Below are 14,529 nucleotides of genomic sequence, written 5' to 3' on the forward strand. Positions count from 1 at the left end.
AGGAGGAAATGACTATGCGAATGACGAAGTGCAGCATCCTTGCAACCAGTATCATGGCTCTTGCCGCTGGAGTGGCGCATGCAGATGCGACCCTCAGCGTCCTGATTGACACCAATCCCGAGACGATTGCCTCGTTCGATGCCGTTTCCAAAGCCTATATGGAAAAGCATCCCGACGTCACATTTGATGTCGAGCAGCGTGCCGGAGGCTCGGAGGGCGATAACATCATCAAGACCCGGCTCGCCACCGGCGAAATGGCCGATATTTTCCTGTATAACGGCGGCTCCCTCTTCCAGGCTTTGAAGCCGCAGGAAACGATCGCAGATCTTTCCGATCTTCCGTCGGAAGCCGGGATTCTCGACAGCTTCAAGAAGGTCGTCACCAGCCCGGACGGCCATGTCCGCGGCCTTCCTTTTGGTCCCGCCATGGGCGGCGGCATCTTCTACAACAGAAAGATCTACGCCGATCTCGGGCTGACCCCGCCGAAGACATGGGCGGAGTTCATGAGCAACAACGAGAAGATCAAGGCGGCCGGCAAGGTTGCCGTGGCGCAGACCTATGGCACGACCTGGACCTCGCAGCTCTTCGTGCTTGCCGACTTCTATAACGTCCAGACCGAGGTCCCGAATTTCGCAGCCGACTATACCGCCAACAAGATCAAATATGCCACTACGCCAGCTGCCCTGCGCGGCTTCGAACATCTTGAGGAGGTCGCGAAAGGCGGTTTCCTCAACGCGGACTTCGGCGCGGCAACCTTTGACGACGGCATGCGGATGGTGGCCACAGGCGAAGCCGCGCACTATCCAAACCTCACCTTCGGTATCGGCAACATCCAGCAGAATTTCCCTGACAACCTGAAGGATCTGGGCTTCTTCGCTCAGCCTGGAACGGACGCTGCCAAGAACGGCCTGACCGTCTGGATGCCTTCCGCGCTCTATGCTTCCGCAAAGTCCGAAAACCTGGAAGAGGCCAAGAAATTTCTTGATTTCGTCGGCTCCAAGGAGGCGTGCGACCTGATGGCCAAGGCTGTTCCGTCGGGTCCCTACCTCGTCAAGGGATGCGAACTTCCCAAGGACATTCCGCCGGTCGTTTCCGACATGCTGCCCTATTTCGATACCGAGGGACGCAACGGTCCGGCGCTCGAATTCCTCTCGCCCGTCAAGGGACCGGCGCTTGAGCAGATCACGGTCGAGGTCGGAACCGGCATACGCTCCGCCAAGGATGCGGCCGCCCTCTACGACCAGGATGTCGAGAAGCAGGCCAAGCAGCTCGGCCTGCCGAACTGGTAACCTTCCAGCCGATCCCCCACTCACCCCTTTGAGCCTGGGTGGGGGACGCTTCACGGTGTCCGTATGATAAAACGCAAGTCACCCTATCCCTATTGGTTCGTCCTGCCGGCGGCGGTGATATTCACAGTCCTTTTTCTGGCTCCGACGGTCGCCTCCTTCTGGTTCAGCCTCACGCGCTGGGACCTGTTCACCACGCAGTTCATCGGCCTGGAAAACTACCGGCAATTCTTCCGCGAACCCTTTCTGATCCAGGGCCTGGTCAACACGGTCATCTATGCGGTGCTGACCTCAGGCACGAAAACCGTTCTCGGTCTCCTGCTCGCGGTGCTGTTGACCTCCGGCCTCTGGGGACAAGGCCTGCTGCGCACCGTGATCTTCTTTCCGGTTCTGGTATCGACGATCGGCGTCGGTATCACTTTCTCGGTGCTCATGCATCCGACACGCGGGCTGATCAATGTGGCGCTCGCCGCCATTGGCATCCACGGCCCTGGCTGGCTGACCGATCCGGCTCTTGCGCTCTACTCCATCGTCTTCGTCGACCTGTGGAAGGGCATCGGGCTTGCGACCGTGATCTATATCGCCGGGCTCGCATCGATCAGCCCCGACTATTATGAGGCCGCCCGCATCGATGGCGCGACCCGCACCCAGATGTTCTTCCGCGTGACTGTCCCGTTGGTCAAGCCCGCGACGGTGACGGTCGTGACGCTCTCGTTGATCGGTGGCCTCAGAAGTTTCGACTTGATCTGGGCAATGACACGCGGCGGCCCCGGTTTTTCCTCGGATGTGCTCGCAAGCGTCATCTACAAGCAGTACCAGGCGGGCTTCTACGGCCTTTCGACGGCTGGGAATGTCATCCTCTTCCTGCTCATCGGCCTCATTGTCCTGCCGCTGACGGCCTGGTTCAATCGCAAGGAGGTGGATCTATGAGCCGCCGCCAGCTCTATACCGGGATTGCGGCATTGGCTGCCTGCGGCGTGATCTTCGTGCTGCCTTTCATCTTCATTTTCATCACGGCCGCCAAGACGAAACAGGATGCGGCAACGCTGAGATTCAGCTGGCCGGTCGAGTGGCAGCTTTGGCAGAATTTCATGGAGGTCGTGCAGACCCGCAACTACATGCTGCTGCTGGCCTACTTCAACTCGACCGTCATCACGGTGGCCGCCGTCACCCTGCTGGTGCTATTCGGTGCCATGGTCGGCTACGTTCTGCAGCGCCGCCCCTCACGCTGGAATACTATCATTTATGGCTGCGTGCTCGCCGGCTTGATGATCCCGCCGGCCATTGTTCCGACCATTTGGGTGCTGCAACTCCTCGGCCTTTTCAAGACCTTGTCCGGCATGGTGCTGATCCAAGTCGCCTATGGCCTCGGCTTCACGGTTCTCCTGTTTCGCAGCTTCATCGCAACGATCCCACGGGATCTCGACGAAGCTGCTATCATCGACGGGGCCAAGCCATTCCAGATCTTCTTTCGCGTCATCCTGCCGCTCTTAAAGCCGGTCACGGTTACTGTTATCGTCGTCCAGTCGATCGCCATCTTCAACGATTTCACCAACCCGCTCTACTACCTGCCGGGCCGGGAAAACGTGACGGTGCAGCTGACGCTCTATAATTTTCAGGGCCAGTTCCAGACCCAGTTCAACCTGCTGTTCATGAACATCCTTCTGGTGACTATTCCGCCCCTGATCGTCTTCATCTTCTTCAACCGGCAGATCGTGGCAGGCATGACCGCCGGTGCAGTCAAGGGATAAGCCATGACATCAGTTGTTCTCGAAAGTGTCCGCAAGAGCTTCGGCAGCCTGGAGGTCATGAAGGGCGTCGATCTCACTGTAGAGCCGGGCGAATTCTGCGTCTTCGTCGGCCCGTCCGGCTGCGGGAAATCGACCCTGTTGCGCATCATCTCGGGGCTGGAAACACAGACCTCGGGCAAGGTCTTCATCGACAGCAAGGACGTGACCTATGCCGAGCCATCCGAGCGCGGGATCGCCATGGTGTTTCAGTCCTATGCGCTCTATCCGCATCTGACCGTCGCAGAAAACATCGGCTTCGGCCTGTCGCTCGCCAGGCGACCCAAGGCGGAAATCGCCGAAAGGGTGAAACAGACCGCCGATATTCTGCAGCTGTCGCACCTGCTCGATCGCAAGCCGAAGGCACTGTCGGGCGGGCAGCGGCAGCGCGTGGCGATCGGGCGGGCGATTATCCGCAATCCAAAAGTCTTCCTGTTTGATGAGCCGCTGTCAAATCTCGACGCGTCGCTGCGCTCGCAGATGCGCATCGAACTGTCCGAACTTCATGCCAAGCTCGGCGCCACCATGATCTACGTCACCCACGATCAGGTCGAGGCGATGACGATGGCCGACAAGATCGTTGTTCTGAATGGCGGACAGATCGAGCAGGTCGGAACGCCGATGACGCTCTACAACAATCCGGCCAGCCCCTTCGTGGCCGGCTTTATCGGCTCGCCGAAGATGAACCTGTTCGAGGGAGAGATCGCCGCACAGGAGGGATGCCGGACCTACGGTATCCGGCCCGAACATATCACACTCTCGCCGACGGAAGGCAAATGGCAGGGCAAGGTGCGCCATATCGAGCGGCTCGGCGCAGATACGGTCGTCTACCTCGATGTGCCGGAATTGCAGACACTTGTCGTGCGTACGGATGGCGACCGGCCGGTGACAACCGGTGAAACGCAGTTTGCCTCACCGCTCGCCGGGAAAGAACACAGGTTCTCCTGATCTCTATCGTACGATGCGGAAGTCGCTCGGTATCTCATCGAGATTTGCCGGCTCCGCTTTCACGTCTGCCACGGAGGAGCCGGCGGGACCGCTCCAGAAACGCTCGAGCATGGAGCCGGTGGCGCCTTGAGAACCGACGATCAAAGCGCTGACCGAGCCGTCGGCCTCGTTCCTCACCCAGCCCGTCAGGCCGAGTTGGAGGGCCTGGCCGCGAGTCCAGGCGCGATAGCCGAGGCCTTGCACCCCGCCGGTGATGTACACACGAAAAGCATCCTGGGTCGCGGTCATCTGGGTTCCTCTCCGACATGATGTCGCTCCCGGCGCTCTTTGCAAGGGCCATGTTTCCGTCGGCGGAAGATGCACCCCGTTCAACGCGTCTTCTTGCGGGGCAGATCTTGACGATCGGCAGTCGACCTAGCGCCCGGGCGCGACTGGACCGACCCTATCCATGCCCGCGATCGAGATCGGTCTTCGAAGGCAAACTCAGGGCGTCTCAACCAGCAGCCGAGATAGCGCCGATCATCGAACGCATGTCCCGGCGAAAATCAGATGGAGACATGCCGGCAATATTGCGGAAGGACTTGTTGAAGGCGCTGATCGAGCCGAAACCGCTATCCATCGCGATCTGGAGAACGTTCGCGCCTTCGCCCATCAGTTGCGCCTGGGCATGCGAAAGGCGCAGCAAATTAACGTATTTGCTGATCGTCATGCCTGTCGTCTTCTTGAACAGGTTCATCGCATATTTCGGATGAAGATCGACCGTGCGAGCAATTTCGACCGTATCGATGTCCTGCAGGAAATTGCTCGCTATGAAATCGCACATACGCGCGACGCTGCGGGAAAGATGCGAATTGGGCTGCTCAAGCTCGTCTGTGCTGGTGCCTGGAACCATCAGATATGATTCCAGGGCAATCCGCTCGATGCGCAGAAGCAATTCATCGACGGCGTGCTGCGTCTTCCTGACATCATTGGATCTCGCATAGTCATACCAGCGCGGGAAATTTGCCTCATCCGCCGCATCGGTCGCCGATGTCAGCAGGATTTCCCCCTTCATCAGACGGGTACCTATGGTCGGAGGCAGGCGCAGCCTGAAGAAATAGACGAGTGGCAGATGCGCGCCCGCATAAAGGGAATCATCTGAGGACTTATCCATCTGATGCGGCTGCCCGCCCCAGAAAAGGCACATCTGGCCGGCTTTGAGCGTGATGTCATGGTCGCTCATGCGATAATGGACGCTACCGCGCATGATGTAATTGACCTCGACCTGGGCATGCCAATGCGGCATCGCCATGACAGGCGGATGAGCATAAAACATCTGCAGCGCCATCGGCATGCCTTCAATCGTGCTGGCACCAGGCTGGTAAACAGGTTTGCCAACGACCTTACTTTCCGCCAATTCTATATTCCCTTTTTATGAGACAGCCGCTCCCGCCGCGCTAGATTAGCCACGTTCGCTCAGCGACGGCAAGGCAATTGAAAAGGGAGGATTTTCATGCGCTCTAAACTCATCACTGCAACGACAGCGCTTATGCTGCTTGCATCCGGATCTGCTTATGCGCAGTCCGCTACACTTACCATCTGGAGCTGGAATGTCGCAGCTTCCGCTCTCAAATCGACGGTCGAAGGCTTCAACAAGCAGTTTCCCGACATCAAGGTCGATGTCCAGGATCTCGGCAACCAGCAGGTCTTCGACAAGACGCTTGCCGCCTGCGCGGCCGGCGGCGACGGCCTTCCCGATATCGTCACGATAGAGAATTTCGAGGCGGAAATCTTCTGGAGCCGCTTCCCGGATTGCTTCGCTAATCTGAAGGACCTCGGTTACAACGCCGACATGCAGGCGAAATTCCCCGAGTTCAAGCGTACAGAGCTTGAAATCGGTGATGTCGCCTATGCCATGCCGTGGGATTCCGGTCCAGTCACCGTCTTCTATCGTCGCGACTATTACGAAAAGGCCGGTGTCGATCCGAAGTCGATCGCAACCTGGGACGATTTCATTGCCGCCGGCAAGAAGGTCTCGGCAGCCAATCCCGGCGTCGTCATGGGCCAGGGCGATTTCAACGGCGACAGCGAATGGTTCCGCATGCTCGCCAACGAACAGGGCTGCGGTTATTTCTCGACCGACGGCCAATCGATCACCATCAATAAGCCCGCTTGCGTGCAGACGCTGGAAAAAGTCAAGGCGATGAAGGATGCCGGCACGCTGACGGCGGCGAACTGGGATGAGAAGATCTCCTCCAACACCGCCGGCAAAGTGGCAAGCCAGGTCTTCGGCGGCTGGTACGAAGGCACGATCCGTTCCGGCTCTCCCGATCTGTCAGGTAAGTGGGGCGTTTACGCCATGCCGGGCATGACCGCAGACAGCCCCCATGCTGCCAACCTCGGCGGCTCCTCGCTCGCCATCAATGCCAACTCGCAGAACAAGGAAGCAGCCTTCAAATATCTGACCTATGCGCTCACCACCAATGAGGGCCAGGTCACCATGCTGAAGTCGTTCGGTCTCGTGCCGTCGCTGCTGTCGGCCGTTCAGGATCCCTTCGTCAACGAGCCGCAGCCCTATTGGGGCGGCCAGAAGATCTGGGCCGACATCCTGGCTACCCTGCCGAAGATCGTGCCGAGCCGCGGTACGGCCTTCCAGACGGATGCAGATGCCATCTACAAGACGACGCAGACGAAGTATTTCGCCGGCGGTTATCCCGATGCGAAGGCTGCCCTCGACGATGCCGCCAAGCAGATTGCATCGGCGACCGGTCTTCCGATCGCACAATGAATGGCAAGCCGGGCGCCGAAGCGCCCGGCCTCGCCTGCCGCGGGAGGCGGTCGGCACATTCGTTTCGGTAAGGAGGATTTATGCCGATGAGAAACCGCAGCGCCTATGCGTTCCTCGCGCCCTATCTTCTGGTCTTTGCCGCCTTCTGGGTCTGGCCGATCATCAATTCGTTCCTGATCTCGTTCCAGAACACGCGCATCAATCCGTGGAAATTCAGCCTTCAGGCCAATTGGGGGCGCCTCTTCGCCGACCCGGCCTTCTACAACGCCGTCTATAACACGCTCATCATCCTGGTCATCCAGGTGCCTGTCATGATCGCCCTTGCGACCATCATGGCCGTGCTGCTCAATTCGCCGCTTCTGAAAGCACGCGTCCTGTTTCGTTTCGCATTTTTCGCGCCAGTCGTGGTTGGCGAGGTCGCCTATGCGGCTGTCTTCCGGCTGATGTTCAATCTCGATTTCGGCATCATCAACAAGCTGATCGGCGCAGCAGGCCTCACCCCGGTTTCCTGGTTCGACAACGCCAATGCCGCCATGGTCGTCATTATCATTGCCGTCACCTGGCGATGGGCGGGCTACAATGCCATCATCATCCTGGCCGGCCTGCAATCGATCCCGGAAGATGTCTACGAGGCGGCTACGCTCGACCGCGTCAGCAAGCTGCAACAGTTCTTCCACATCACCCTGCCGCTTCTGAAGCCGATCATTCTTTTCTGCGTGGTTCTGTCCGTCATCGGTACGATGCAGCTCTTCGCCGAACCTTTCCTCATTACCAACAGAGGCGGACCTGGCGGTGGCACGGAGACACTTGGTCTGCTGCTCTATCGCCAAGGCTTTACATCGCTGAACTTCGGTTATGCCTCGGCGATCGCCTATACGATGGCAGCGCTCGCAGTCGCGATCTCGTTGCTCAACCTTTGGGTTGGGAGGGAGCCGAAATGAGATCCAAGTCACAATCCCTTCTCATCCGCCAGATCGCCCTGCACGCTTTCCTGCTGCCGCTCGCGATCATCTGGCTCTTTCCGCTCTGGATGATGTTCGTTTTCTCGACCATGCCTGACTACGGCATCTTCAGCCCGCAGATCGTGCTCTGGCCCTCGACCAATTTCGTCGCAAACTTCCAGAACCTGCAGGCAGACACGAATTTCATCGGCGCAATGGTGATCTCCATCGTTGTTGCCACCGTCTATACCGTCTTATCCGTGCTCCTGACCTCCATGGCCGGTTGGGCACTCGCACGCTACCGCTTCGTCGGCCGTTCGCTGGTCATCGCCATCATCCTCGGCACGATCACCCTGCCCTATTTCGTGGTCGTCATTCCGCAATTCATCATGGTCGCGCGCGAATTCAAGCTCGCCAATACCTGGATCGCCCTTATCGTGCCGCCGCTCTTCAATTCGCTCGGCGTGCTCTTCATGCGGCAGTCCTTCTCCATGATGCCCAACGATCTCTTCGATGCAGCCCGCGTCGAAGGCGTCAAGGAATGGCAGATCTTCCTGCGCATCGCGCTGCCGCTTGCCCGGCCGACCATGGCGGCACTGGCAATCATCCTCTTCCTCGCCTCCTGGAACAATTATCTCTGGCCGCTGCTGATCAATTCGAAGCCCGGCATGATGACGGCTCCGGTGGCGCTCGGCGTGCTGATCGGCCTCACCAAGGTTTCCTGGGGCGGCATCATGGCGGGTGCGGTGCTTTTGACGGCACCGATCCTCGTTGTCTTCGTGGCTCTGCAGCGTCACTTCATCGCCGGCATCGCGGCCGGCGCAATCAAATAATCGAGGGGCCTATGGCAGAGCTTTCACTCAACAATATCGTCAAGCACTACGGCGCGCTTGAAATCATTCATGGCGCCGATCTGGACGTGAAGGACGGCGAGTTCGTCGTCTTCGTCGGCCCCTCCGGCTGCGGCAAGTCCACGCTGCTGCGCATGATCGCCGGCCTTGAGGATATCACCGGCGGTGAGCTGAAGATCGGCGGCCGCCTCGTCAATGATGTCGAGCCGGCCGACCGTGGCATTGCCATGGTCTTCCAATCCTATGCGCTCTACCCGCACCTGACCGTCGAGGAGAACCTGAGCTTCGGCCTGCGCATGAATGGCAACCCGAAGGCAGACACCGAACGGCGCGTGCGCCATGTCGCGGAGATCCTGCAGATCACGGAACTGATGAAGCGCCGGCCGAAGCAGCTTTCCGGCGGCCAGCGCCAGCGCGTCGCAATCGGCCGCGCCATCGTGCGCGAACCGCAGGTCTTCCTGTTCGACGAGCCGCTGTCCAATCTCGATGCGGAACTGCGCGTGCAGATGCGCGTCGAGATCTCCAGGCTGCACAAGCAGCTCGGCACGACGATGATCTATGTGACACACGACCAGACGGAGGCGATGACGCTTGCCGACAAGATTGTCGTTCTGCGCGCCGGCAATATCGAACAGATTGGCGCGCCGCTCGATCTCTATGACGATCCGGCTAACCAGTTCGTCGCCGGCTTCGTCGGTTCGCCGAAGATGAACTTCCTCAAGGCCGAGGTGACCGAGATACAGGCCGGCAAAGCGACAGTCGTGCTCGCGGACGACAGAACGGTGCGCCTCGCGGTACCATTGCATGACCCCATCACATCGGGCACGCCCGTCACGCTCGGCATTCGGCCAGAGCATTTCGGCGAGATGGGTCAGGGCGAAGCGGATCTGACGGTTGCCGTCGATGTCGCCGAGCACCTCGGCAACACCAGTTACATCTACGCAAACTTTGGCGGTGAGCAGCTCATCATCGAACAGCCAGAATCCCGCAGCCTCGGCAAGACTGAGCGGCTGACCGTGTCGCTGTCCGCCGCCCGCACCTTCCTGTTCGATGCAGCCGGCAAGCGGCTCCGATAACGCAATCCCAAGACAGAAAGACGAAAGAGGATAGTCATGACTTCAGATAATCCGATCCGCTGGGGCATTATCGGCCCCGGCACCATCGCCCGCACCTTTGCCGATGGCGTCGCGCATTCGCGCACCGGCAAGCTGGTGGCGATCGCCACCCGTAATCCAGACAAGCCAGGCCTTGCCGATGGCTTTCCGGGTGCGCGTATCGTCAATGGTTATGAGGCGCTGTTGGCCGACAAGGAGGTCGACGCGATCTATATCGCCACGCCCCATACCGGGCATGCCGAATGGGCCATCAAGGCAATCCGCGCCGGCAAACATGTGCTCGTCGAAAAGCCGATCGCTCTCTCAGCCTATGATGCCGAGGCGATCTATTACGAGGCGAAGAAGGCTGGCGTTTTTGCTGGCGAAGCCTTCATGTATCGTGTGCATCCGCAGACCGAAAAGCTGGTCGAGCTGATCAAGAGCGGCACGATCGGCGAAATCCGCATCATCCGCTCCAGCTTCGGCTTCAGCATGGGCACCTACAAGCCGGAACACCGCCTCTTTGCCAATGAGACGGCAGGCGGCGGCATTCTCGATGTCGGCGGCTATCCTGTCTCCATGGCCCGGTTGATTGCCGGTGCAGCGGCCGGCAAGCCGTTCTTGGACCCGGAAAAGGTCTCTGGTGTGGCCCATCTCGGCCAGTCCGGCGTCGATGAATGGGCGTCTGCCGTGCTCAAATTCCCGAACGACATCATCGCCGAAGTTTCGTGCTCGATCATGGCGCAGCAGGACAATGTGCTGCGCATCATCGGGTCTGCAGGCCGCATCGAAGTCAAGGATTTCTGGTTTGCCTCCGGCCACAAGGGCGGCGTCGGCAAGATCGAGATCTTCAGGAACGGCGAGCAGGAGACGATCGAAGTCAAGGAAGATCGCTGGCTCTACTCGTTCGAAGCGGACGCTGCCTGTGACGCAATCCGCGCCGGCGAACAGGAATTCCGCTCACCGGGCATGAGCTGGGCGGATTCGATTAACAATCTCAAGGTGCTCGACCAGTGGCGCGCTTCGGTTGGTCTCGAATATAGCGTCGAGAAAGCAGCCAAGCGTACCCTGAACATTGCCGGCGGTGCTGTCCGGCGCGGCAACTCGATTCCGCAGCGCCAGATCCCCGGCATTTCCAAGCCGGCCTCGGTCGTCACCCTCGGCTTCGAATTCTTCCCGAGTTTCGTTGCCGCCTCGCTGACGCTCGACACCTTCTATGAAGCCGGAGGCAATGTCTTCGACACGGCCTTCGTCTATGGCGGTGGCAAGACGGAGAGCATCTTCGGCGATTGGCACACGAGCCGCCAGGTTCCACGCGAGGAGATCGTGCTGATCGGCAAGGGTGCCCACTCGCCGCTCTGCTATCCCGATGTCATCAGCAAACAGCTCGATCAGTCTCTCAACCGCCTGAAGGCCGACTATGTCGATATCTACTTCATGCATCGCGACAATACCGACGTGCCGGTCGGCGAATTCGTCGATGCCATGGATGCCGAGGTCAAGCGCGGCCGCATCCGGGCATCTTCGGCGGCTCGAACTGGACGCGTGAGCGTTTCGACGAGGCGATCGCCTATGCGAAGAAGAACGGGAAGCAAGCACCCGCTGCCCTTTCCAATAACTTCTCGCTCGCCGAAATGCTCGATCCGATCTGGGCCGGCTGCGTTGCCGCGTCGGACGATGAGTGGAAAAAGTGGCTGAACGAAAAGCAGATCCCGAACTTCGCCTGGTCGAGTCAGGGCCGCGGCTTCTTCACCGACCGCGCCGGCCGCGACAAACGGGACGACGAGGAAATCGTCCGTTGCTGGTATTCGGATCGCAATTTTGGGCGACGTGACCGGGCAATCGAACTCGCCAAACAACTTGGCCGGCATCCGATTCATATCGCGCTCGCCTATGTCATTGCCCAGCCGTTCCCGGTCATTCCGCTGATCGGACCGCGCACGATCGCCGAGCTGGAAGACAGCCTTTCGGCACTGAACATCACGCTGACGCCCGAACAGGTGAGGTGGCTGGAGGGCTGATTGCCTCGTCCAGAGAGCACGTGACGACAAGCGGCAGGCCTTAACGCCTGCCGCTTTTCTGTTGCGCGACGGCACAGCGGCCAATGACAACTAATCGATCGGTGTTGCATTCTCGCCATTGCCCTCAACCATAGGTCATCTAGTGTAGGGCCGCACCAGGGAGCATGGCGATGACGCGAACGGTTTGGCCGAAGGAAGCGCTGACGTCGGAGACGATGAATTTTCTCGACGGCATTCACCAGGAATGGTGCTCGGCCGCGCGTTGCAGCCGTAGCGGCAATCTCGGAATGACAAAGGCGAGAGCGCTGGTCGACTGGTTCGAATTCGGGGTGCGGGATCGCGACGAATTGCTCGGCCTGCTGTCGGAAGATTTTTCCGGCGCCGCCTGAGGCGCCCCACTTGTTTTTGCCGTATTGGCGCTACCTCACTCTGAACGATACCATGAGGAGACGCCTTTGCGTAAACATCTAGTATTATTTGGCATTATCCTGTTTCCAACGGCAGCTTTCGCGCAATCCCAGGATCTGGAGGCGACATGCCAATCAGTCGCCAAGGGCTTCTTCATGAGTGACCAGCTTTCGATCGGCACGGTTCAATCCTTCCCGGAACTCAAGCCACCGGGCGTTCGCATGACCTATTCGACGCGACCGGGAACCGCGCCGGCGGAGATGACCGATACGTTCGAATGCGAATTCGACAAGGTCGACAAGCCGCACCAGCTTGCGCGGTTCTGCGTATCGAATACCTGTTATTCGCCAGGTGAAGATGATGCCGATCGAAAACGCCGCTTCGAGGAGGCACGAATTCTGCTGGAGCGGACCGAGAAGTAATCTACCTATGCGCGACTAACGACGCGTGTGAATGTCACCGCTCTCACCGGCACCTTGCAGCAGAGCCGCATCGTCACGATCGTCTTCATCGATCAATTCCTGCATCGTCTCGTGTTCGTCATCCTCGCTGAACTCGTCGGATGCTTGCAGCCAGTGCCGAAGCGCCGCTCCTTCCGGGCGGCCCTCTTGCTCCCAGATCTCGTAGGCGCGCTGCCGAATTGCCTCTTCCTTGTCCCTGGCCATTCTGTTACCTCCAATCGTCCCGAATCCGCCGGCGTTTTCTCGTCAGTGGGCGACGCCGGTGATCGGATCGACGATCGGCCGTTCGCTTTCATCCCAGGCGCCCGACGGCTGGACAGTCGGGGGAGCAATAGACTCCTTGTCCGCACGATCTGGCGCTTCGGCAATCGGTCCGACATCTCTGGGACGGCGTTGTTCGGCTTTGGCGTTGGTATCCTTCGTGCCCATGACGCATCTCCTTTTCTAGGAAACACCGGCATTCGTTCGAGGTTCCGCCACAGAGTTCAAATGAGAGCCTTGCCAGGCCGCTCCAGCCGACTGGCAGGAGCGATTTGGCGGAGCAGAGGAATTTTCTTGGCTATCAGAACTTCTCGGTCGTATCGGTCTTGCCCTTGACCCAGTAACCCGAGGCCTTGATCCAGCTCAACGGATAGCCGCGTTCTTCGACGAGATAGGCACGGATTGCCCGCACCACCGACGCCTCGGCTGCAATCCAGACGAAGGTCTGGGGAGCGATGTCGATCCCTGCCAAGGCAGCAATCAGCTGTTCGGCATTCGTCGCATCGGAGAGGGGACGGTAAACCCAACGCGTTGTGAGCGCTGCAGCTGTCTCGAAGGATTGCTCTTCTTCCGGGCCTGCGACTGCGGCGATTGCCACAATGGTCGTATCGGCCCCGCTCTCCTCAATGCGCCGCCCGATGGCGGGCAAAGCCGTCTCATCGCCAACCAAAAGCCATCTCTTCACGCTGCCGGCAACCACGGCTGAGCCGCGCGGGCCACCGATCTCAAGAGATGTGCCGGGCTGGGCGTCGATTGCCCATTGCGTGACCGGACCGGCCTCGTGCAGGGCGAAGTCGATCGTCAGGCTGCGGGCAGCATTATCATAGCGGCGCGGCGTGTAGTCCCGACGCTCCTCGGCGCCATCGGCGCCGGGCACGATGATCTTGATGTGATCGTCATGTGCAAGGCTGGTGAAATCTGCGAGATCTTCGCTCATCAGCACGATGCGCCGCATGCCGGGCGTGATATCGGCCACGCTTTCTACCGTCAGCAAACGGCGGCGCAATTCATGGCGGACCCGTTCGATAGCAGGTGCAGGGAACTGGGGATGTGTGGATTGCTTGTTATCCATCATGTCCTTCCGGGGCCTCGGGAAACGATCCGCAGGACACAGTCGCGCAGATCGAAGCCGCAGGGCCGTTCGATCATACGCGTTGAGTGACGTTAACGCTTACGTGGCGGAGCGTCTCCGGCCAATGACGATCCTTCTTTAGCCAAGGCCGGAACGAGACGCAATAAAAACTTGAGTTTTCGCCTCCATTTTAGAGCATTGACCGAACCTCAAAATCAGCCCGCAACGCTCAAGTTGTCGGATGCATGATTTTCACACGCGAGCGGTATGGTTCTTGCAGCGTTACCAATATCCTTACGTTGGGGAGACCAAGTGTAATGGAATGGAACACATACGAGCGCTTTCCCCCTCTGGTGCTGATGCTGGGTGGCCGGGAAAAATACAGGGTTCTCAGAACGTTGAGAGACGCCGCTGAGGTTTTGATAACGGACTGGCCGTCAGAAGACGGCGAGGAATATGTCGTGGCCGTCAAGGCCTGCGTCGATGCGATCAGCGGACACATCGATGTTGGCGAACTGCAGGACGCCATTCGCCGTGCGGCAGCTGAAGCCGGCATTGCGATCTTGACCGTTGTGCACTGAAGCCAGTCGCCCGCGGCCAGGGCCGCGGGACTACGAAGGAAGCTTGCCGTC

15 protein-coding genes and 2 pseudogenes are annotated in these 14,529 nt (G+C 59.3%); 12 read left to right on the forward strand and 5 right to left on the reverse strand.

What is annotated here, in order from left to right; all coding sequences use genetic code 11:
* The first annotated feature begins 8 nt into the window (after nucleotides 1–8).
* From ACR9ZQ_RS34815 to ACR9ZQ_RS34830, 4 genes are all read left to right on the forward strand, one after another.
* Complete coding sequence (locus ACR9ZQ_RS34815) at nucleotides 9–1,289, forward strand: ABC transporter substrate-binding protein (RefSeq protein ID WP_481430036.1); 1,281 nt, start codon at nucleotides 9–11, stop codon at nucleotides 1,287–1,289.
* A 63-nt stretch (nucleotides 1,290–1,352) separates the two neighbouring features.
* A complete protein-coding gene (locus ACR9ZQ_RS34820; RefSeq protein WP_007823368.1) occupies nucleotides 1,353–2,216 on the forward strand; it encodes a carbohydrate ABC transporter permease in 864 nt (287 codons plus the stop codon).
* Nucleotides 2,213–3,037: a carbohydrate ABC transporter permease gene (locus ACR9ZQ_RS34825; protein ID WP_310390181.1), complete on the forward strand. Its 825-nt coding sequence runs from the start codon at nucleotides 2,213–2,215 to the stop codon at nucleotides 3,035–3,037. The genes ACR9ZQ_RS34820 and ACR9ZQ_RS34825 overlap by 4 nt, the downstream gene beginning before the upstream one ends.
* Nucleotides 3,038–3,040: 3 nt before the next feature.
* Nucleotides 3,041–4,021, forward strand: coding sequence for an ABC transporter ATP-binding protein (locus ACR9ZQ_RS34830; RefSeq protein WP_481430037.1), 981 nt, complete (start codon nucleotides 3,041–3,043; stop codon nucleotides 4,019–4,021).
* A 3-nt stretch (nucleotides 4,022–4,024) separates the two neighbouring features.
* Here ACR9ZQ_RS34830 and ACR9ZQ_RS34835 read toward each other — a convergent pair whose 3' ends face one another.
* Both ACR9ZQ_RS34835 and ACR9ZQ_RS34840 read right to left on the reverse strand, forming a co-directional pair.
* Nucleotides 4,025–4,309 (reverse strand): acylphosphatase, encoded by a 285-nt coding sequence (locus tag ACR9ZQ_RS34835; RefSeq protein ID WP_481430038.1) that lies wholly within the window; start codon nucleotides 4,307–4,309, stop codon nucleotides 4,025–4,027.
* Nucleotides 4,310–4,514: 205 nt separating this feature from the next.
* Nucleotides 4,515–5,423, reverse strand: coding sequence for a helix-turn-helix domain-containing protein (locus ACR9ZQ_RS34840; RefSeq protein WP_481430979.1), 909 nt, complete (start codon nucleotides 5,421–5,423; stop codon nucleotides 4,515–4,517).
* 90 nt (nucleotides 5,424–5,513) lie between these two features.
* Here ACR9ZQ_RS34840 and ACR9ZQ_RS34845 point away from each other — a divergent pair, with 90 nt between their 5' ends.
* From ACR9ZQ_RS34845 to ACR9ZQ_RS34875, 7 genes and pseudogenes are all read left to right on the forward strand, one after another.
* Nucleotides 5,514–6,788: an ABC transporter substrate-binding protein gene (locus tag ACR9ZQ_RS34845; protein WP_481430039.1), complete on the forward strand. Its 1,275-nt coding sequence runs from the start codon at nucleotides 5,514–5,516 to the stop codon at nucleotides 6,786–6,788.
* Nucleotides 6,789–6,868: 80 nt separating this feature from the next.
* Nucleotides 6,869–7,729, forward strand: a complete 861-nt coding sequence (locus ACR9ZQ_RS34850) for a carbohydrate ABC transporter permease (RefSeq protein ID WP_481430040.1) — start codon at nucleotides 6,869–6,871, stop codon at nucleotides 7,727–7,729.
* Complete coding sequence (locus tag ACR9ZQ_RS34855; RefSeq protein WP_310390172.1) at nucleotides 7,726–8,562, forward strand: carbohydrate ABC transporter permease; 837 nt, start codon at nucleotides 7,726–7,728, stop codon at nucleotides 8,560–8,562. Before ACR9ZQ_RS34850 ends, ACR9ZQ_RS34855 begins: the two co-directional genes overlap by 4 nt.
* A gap of 11 nt (nucleotides 8,563–8,573) precedes the next feature.
* A complete protein-coding gene (locus ACR9ZQ_RS34860) occupies nucleotides 8,574–9,656 on the forward strand; it encodes an ABC transporter ATP-binding protein (protein ID WP_481430041.1) in 1,083 nt (360 codons plus the stop codon).
* 36 nt (nucleotides 9,657–9,692) lie between these two features.
* Nucleotides 9,693–11,695 (forward strand): annotated as a pseudogene (locus ACR9ZQ_RS34865) (aldo/keto reductase).
* Between the two features lie 170 nt (nucleotides 11,696–11,865).
* Complete coding sequence (locus ACR9ZQ_RS34870; protein ID WP_481430042.1) at nucleotides 11,866–12,084, forward strand: hypothetical protein; 219 nt, start codon at nucleotides 11,866–11,868, stop codon at nucleotides 12,082–12,084.
* A 66-nt stretch (nucleotides 12,085–12,150) separates the two neighbouring features.
* Complete coding sequence (locus tag ACR9ZQ_RS34875) at nucleotides 12,151–12,525, forward strand: hypothetical protein (RefSeq protein WP_481430043.1); 375 nt, start codon at nucleotides 12,151–12,153, stop codon at nucleotides 12,523–12,525.
* Between the two features lie 18 nt (nucleotides 12,526–12,543).
* On the opposite strand, the pseudogene ACR9ZQ_RS34880 reads toward ACR9ZQ_RS34875, so the two are convergent.
* The 3 genes and pseudogenes from ACR9ZQ_RS34880 to ACR9ZQ_RS34890 all read right to left on the reverse strand — a co-directional run.
* Nucleotides 12,544–12,768: pseudogene (locus ACR9ZQ_RS34880) on the reverse strand (DUF2934 domain-containing protein); the annotation flags it as partial.
* A gap of 42 nt (nucleotides 12,769–12,810) precedes the next feature.
* A complete protein-coding gene (locus ACR9ZQ_RS34885) occupies nucleotides 12,811–12,993 on the reverse strand; it encodes a hypothetical protein (RefSeq protein ID WP_310390161.1) in 183 nt (60 codons plus the stop codon).
* Nucleotides 12,994–13,126: 133 nt separating this feature from the next.
* On the reverse strand, nucleotides 13,127–13,897 hold the full coding sequence (locus tag ACR9ZQ_RS34890; RefSeq protein ID WP_481430044.1) for a siderophore-interacting protein: 771 nt from the start codon (nucleotides 13,895–13,897) through the stop codon (nucleotides 13,127–13,129).
* Nucleotides 13,898–14,214: 317 nt separating this feature from the next.
* Between ACR9ZQ_RS34890 and ACR9ZQ_RS34895 the strand changes: the two genes are divergently transcribed.
* Complete coding sequence (locus tag ACR9ZQ_RS34895; protein WP_310390159.1) at nucleotides 14,215–14,478, forward strand: DUF982 domain-containing protein; 264 nt, start codon at nucleotides 14,215–14,217, stop codon at nucleotides 14,476–14,478.
* Nucleotides 14,479–14,529: the final 51 nt, after the last annotated feature.

The organism is Rhizobium sp. KNZ14-9A (assembly GCF_056755015.1).

What these genes read in the sequence shown, in the direction of transcription:
- ACR9ZQ_RS34860 (WP_481430041.1), top strand. Translation starts at nt 8,574, where the DNA reads ATGGCAGAGCTTTCACTCAACAATATCGTCAAGCACTACGGCGCGCTT.
- ACR9ZQ_RS34870 (WP_481430042.1), top strand. Translation starts at nt 11,866, where the DNA reads ATGACGCGAACGGTTTGGCCGAAGGAAGCGCTGACGTCGGAGACGATG.
- ACR9ZQ_RS34830 (WP_481430037.1), top strand. Translation starts at nt 3,041, where the DNA reads ATGACATCAGTTGTTCTCGAAAGTGTCCGCAAGAGCTTCGGCAGCCTG.
- ACR9ZQ_RS34835 (WP_481430038.1), bottom strand. Translation starts at nt 4,309, where the DNA reads ATGACCGCGACCCAGGATGCTTTTCGTGTGTACATCACCGGCGGGGTG.
- ACR9ZQ_RS34820 (WP_007823368.1), top strand. Translation starts at nt 1,353, where the DNA reads ATGATAAAACGCAAGTCACCCTATCCCTATTGGTTCGTCCTGCCGGCG.
- ACR9ZQ_RS34895 (WP_310390159.1), top strand. Translation starts at nt 14,215, where the DNA reads ATGGAATGGAACACATACGAGCGCTTTCCCCCTCTGGTGCTGATGCTG.
- ACR9ZQ_RS34845 (WP_481430039.1), top strand. Translation starts at nt 5,514, where the DNA reads ATGCGCTCTAAACTCATCACTGCAACGACAGCGCTTATGCTGCTTGCA.
- ACR9ZQ_RS34815 (WP_481430036.1), top strand. Translation starts at nt 9, where the DNA reads ATGACTATGCGAATGACGAAGTGCAGCATCCTTGCAACCAGTATCATG.
- ACR9ZQ_RS34825 (WP_310390181.1), top strand. Translation starts at nt 2,213, where the DNA reads ATGAGCCGCCGCCAGCTCTATACCGGGATTGCGGCATTGGCTGCCTGC.
- ACR9ZQ_RS34855 (WP_310390172.1), top strand. Translation starts at nt 7,726, where the DNA reads ATGAGATCCAAGTCACAATCCCTTCTCATCCGCCAGATCGCCCTGCAC.
- ACR9ZQ_RS34850 (WP_481430040.1), top strand. Translation starts at nt 6,869, where the DNA reads ATGCCGATGAGAAACCGCAGCGCCTATGCGTTCCTCGCGCCCTATCTT.
- ACR9ZQ_RS34885 (WP_310390161.1), bottom strand. Translation starts at nt 12,993, where the DNA reads ATGGGCACGAAGGATACCAACGCCAAAGCCGAACAACGCCGTCCCAGA.
- ACR9ZQ_RS34890 (WP_481430044.1), bottom strand. Translation starts at nt 13,897, where the DNA reads ATGGATAACAAGCAATCCACACATCCCCAGTTCCCTGCACCTGCTATC.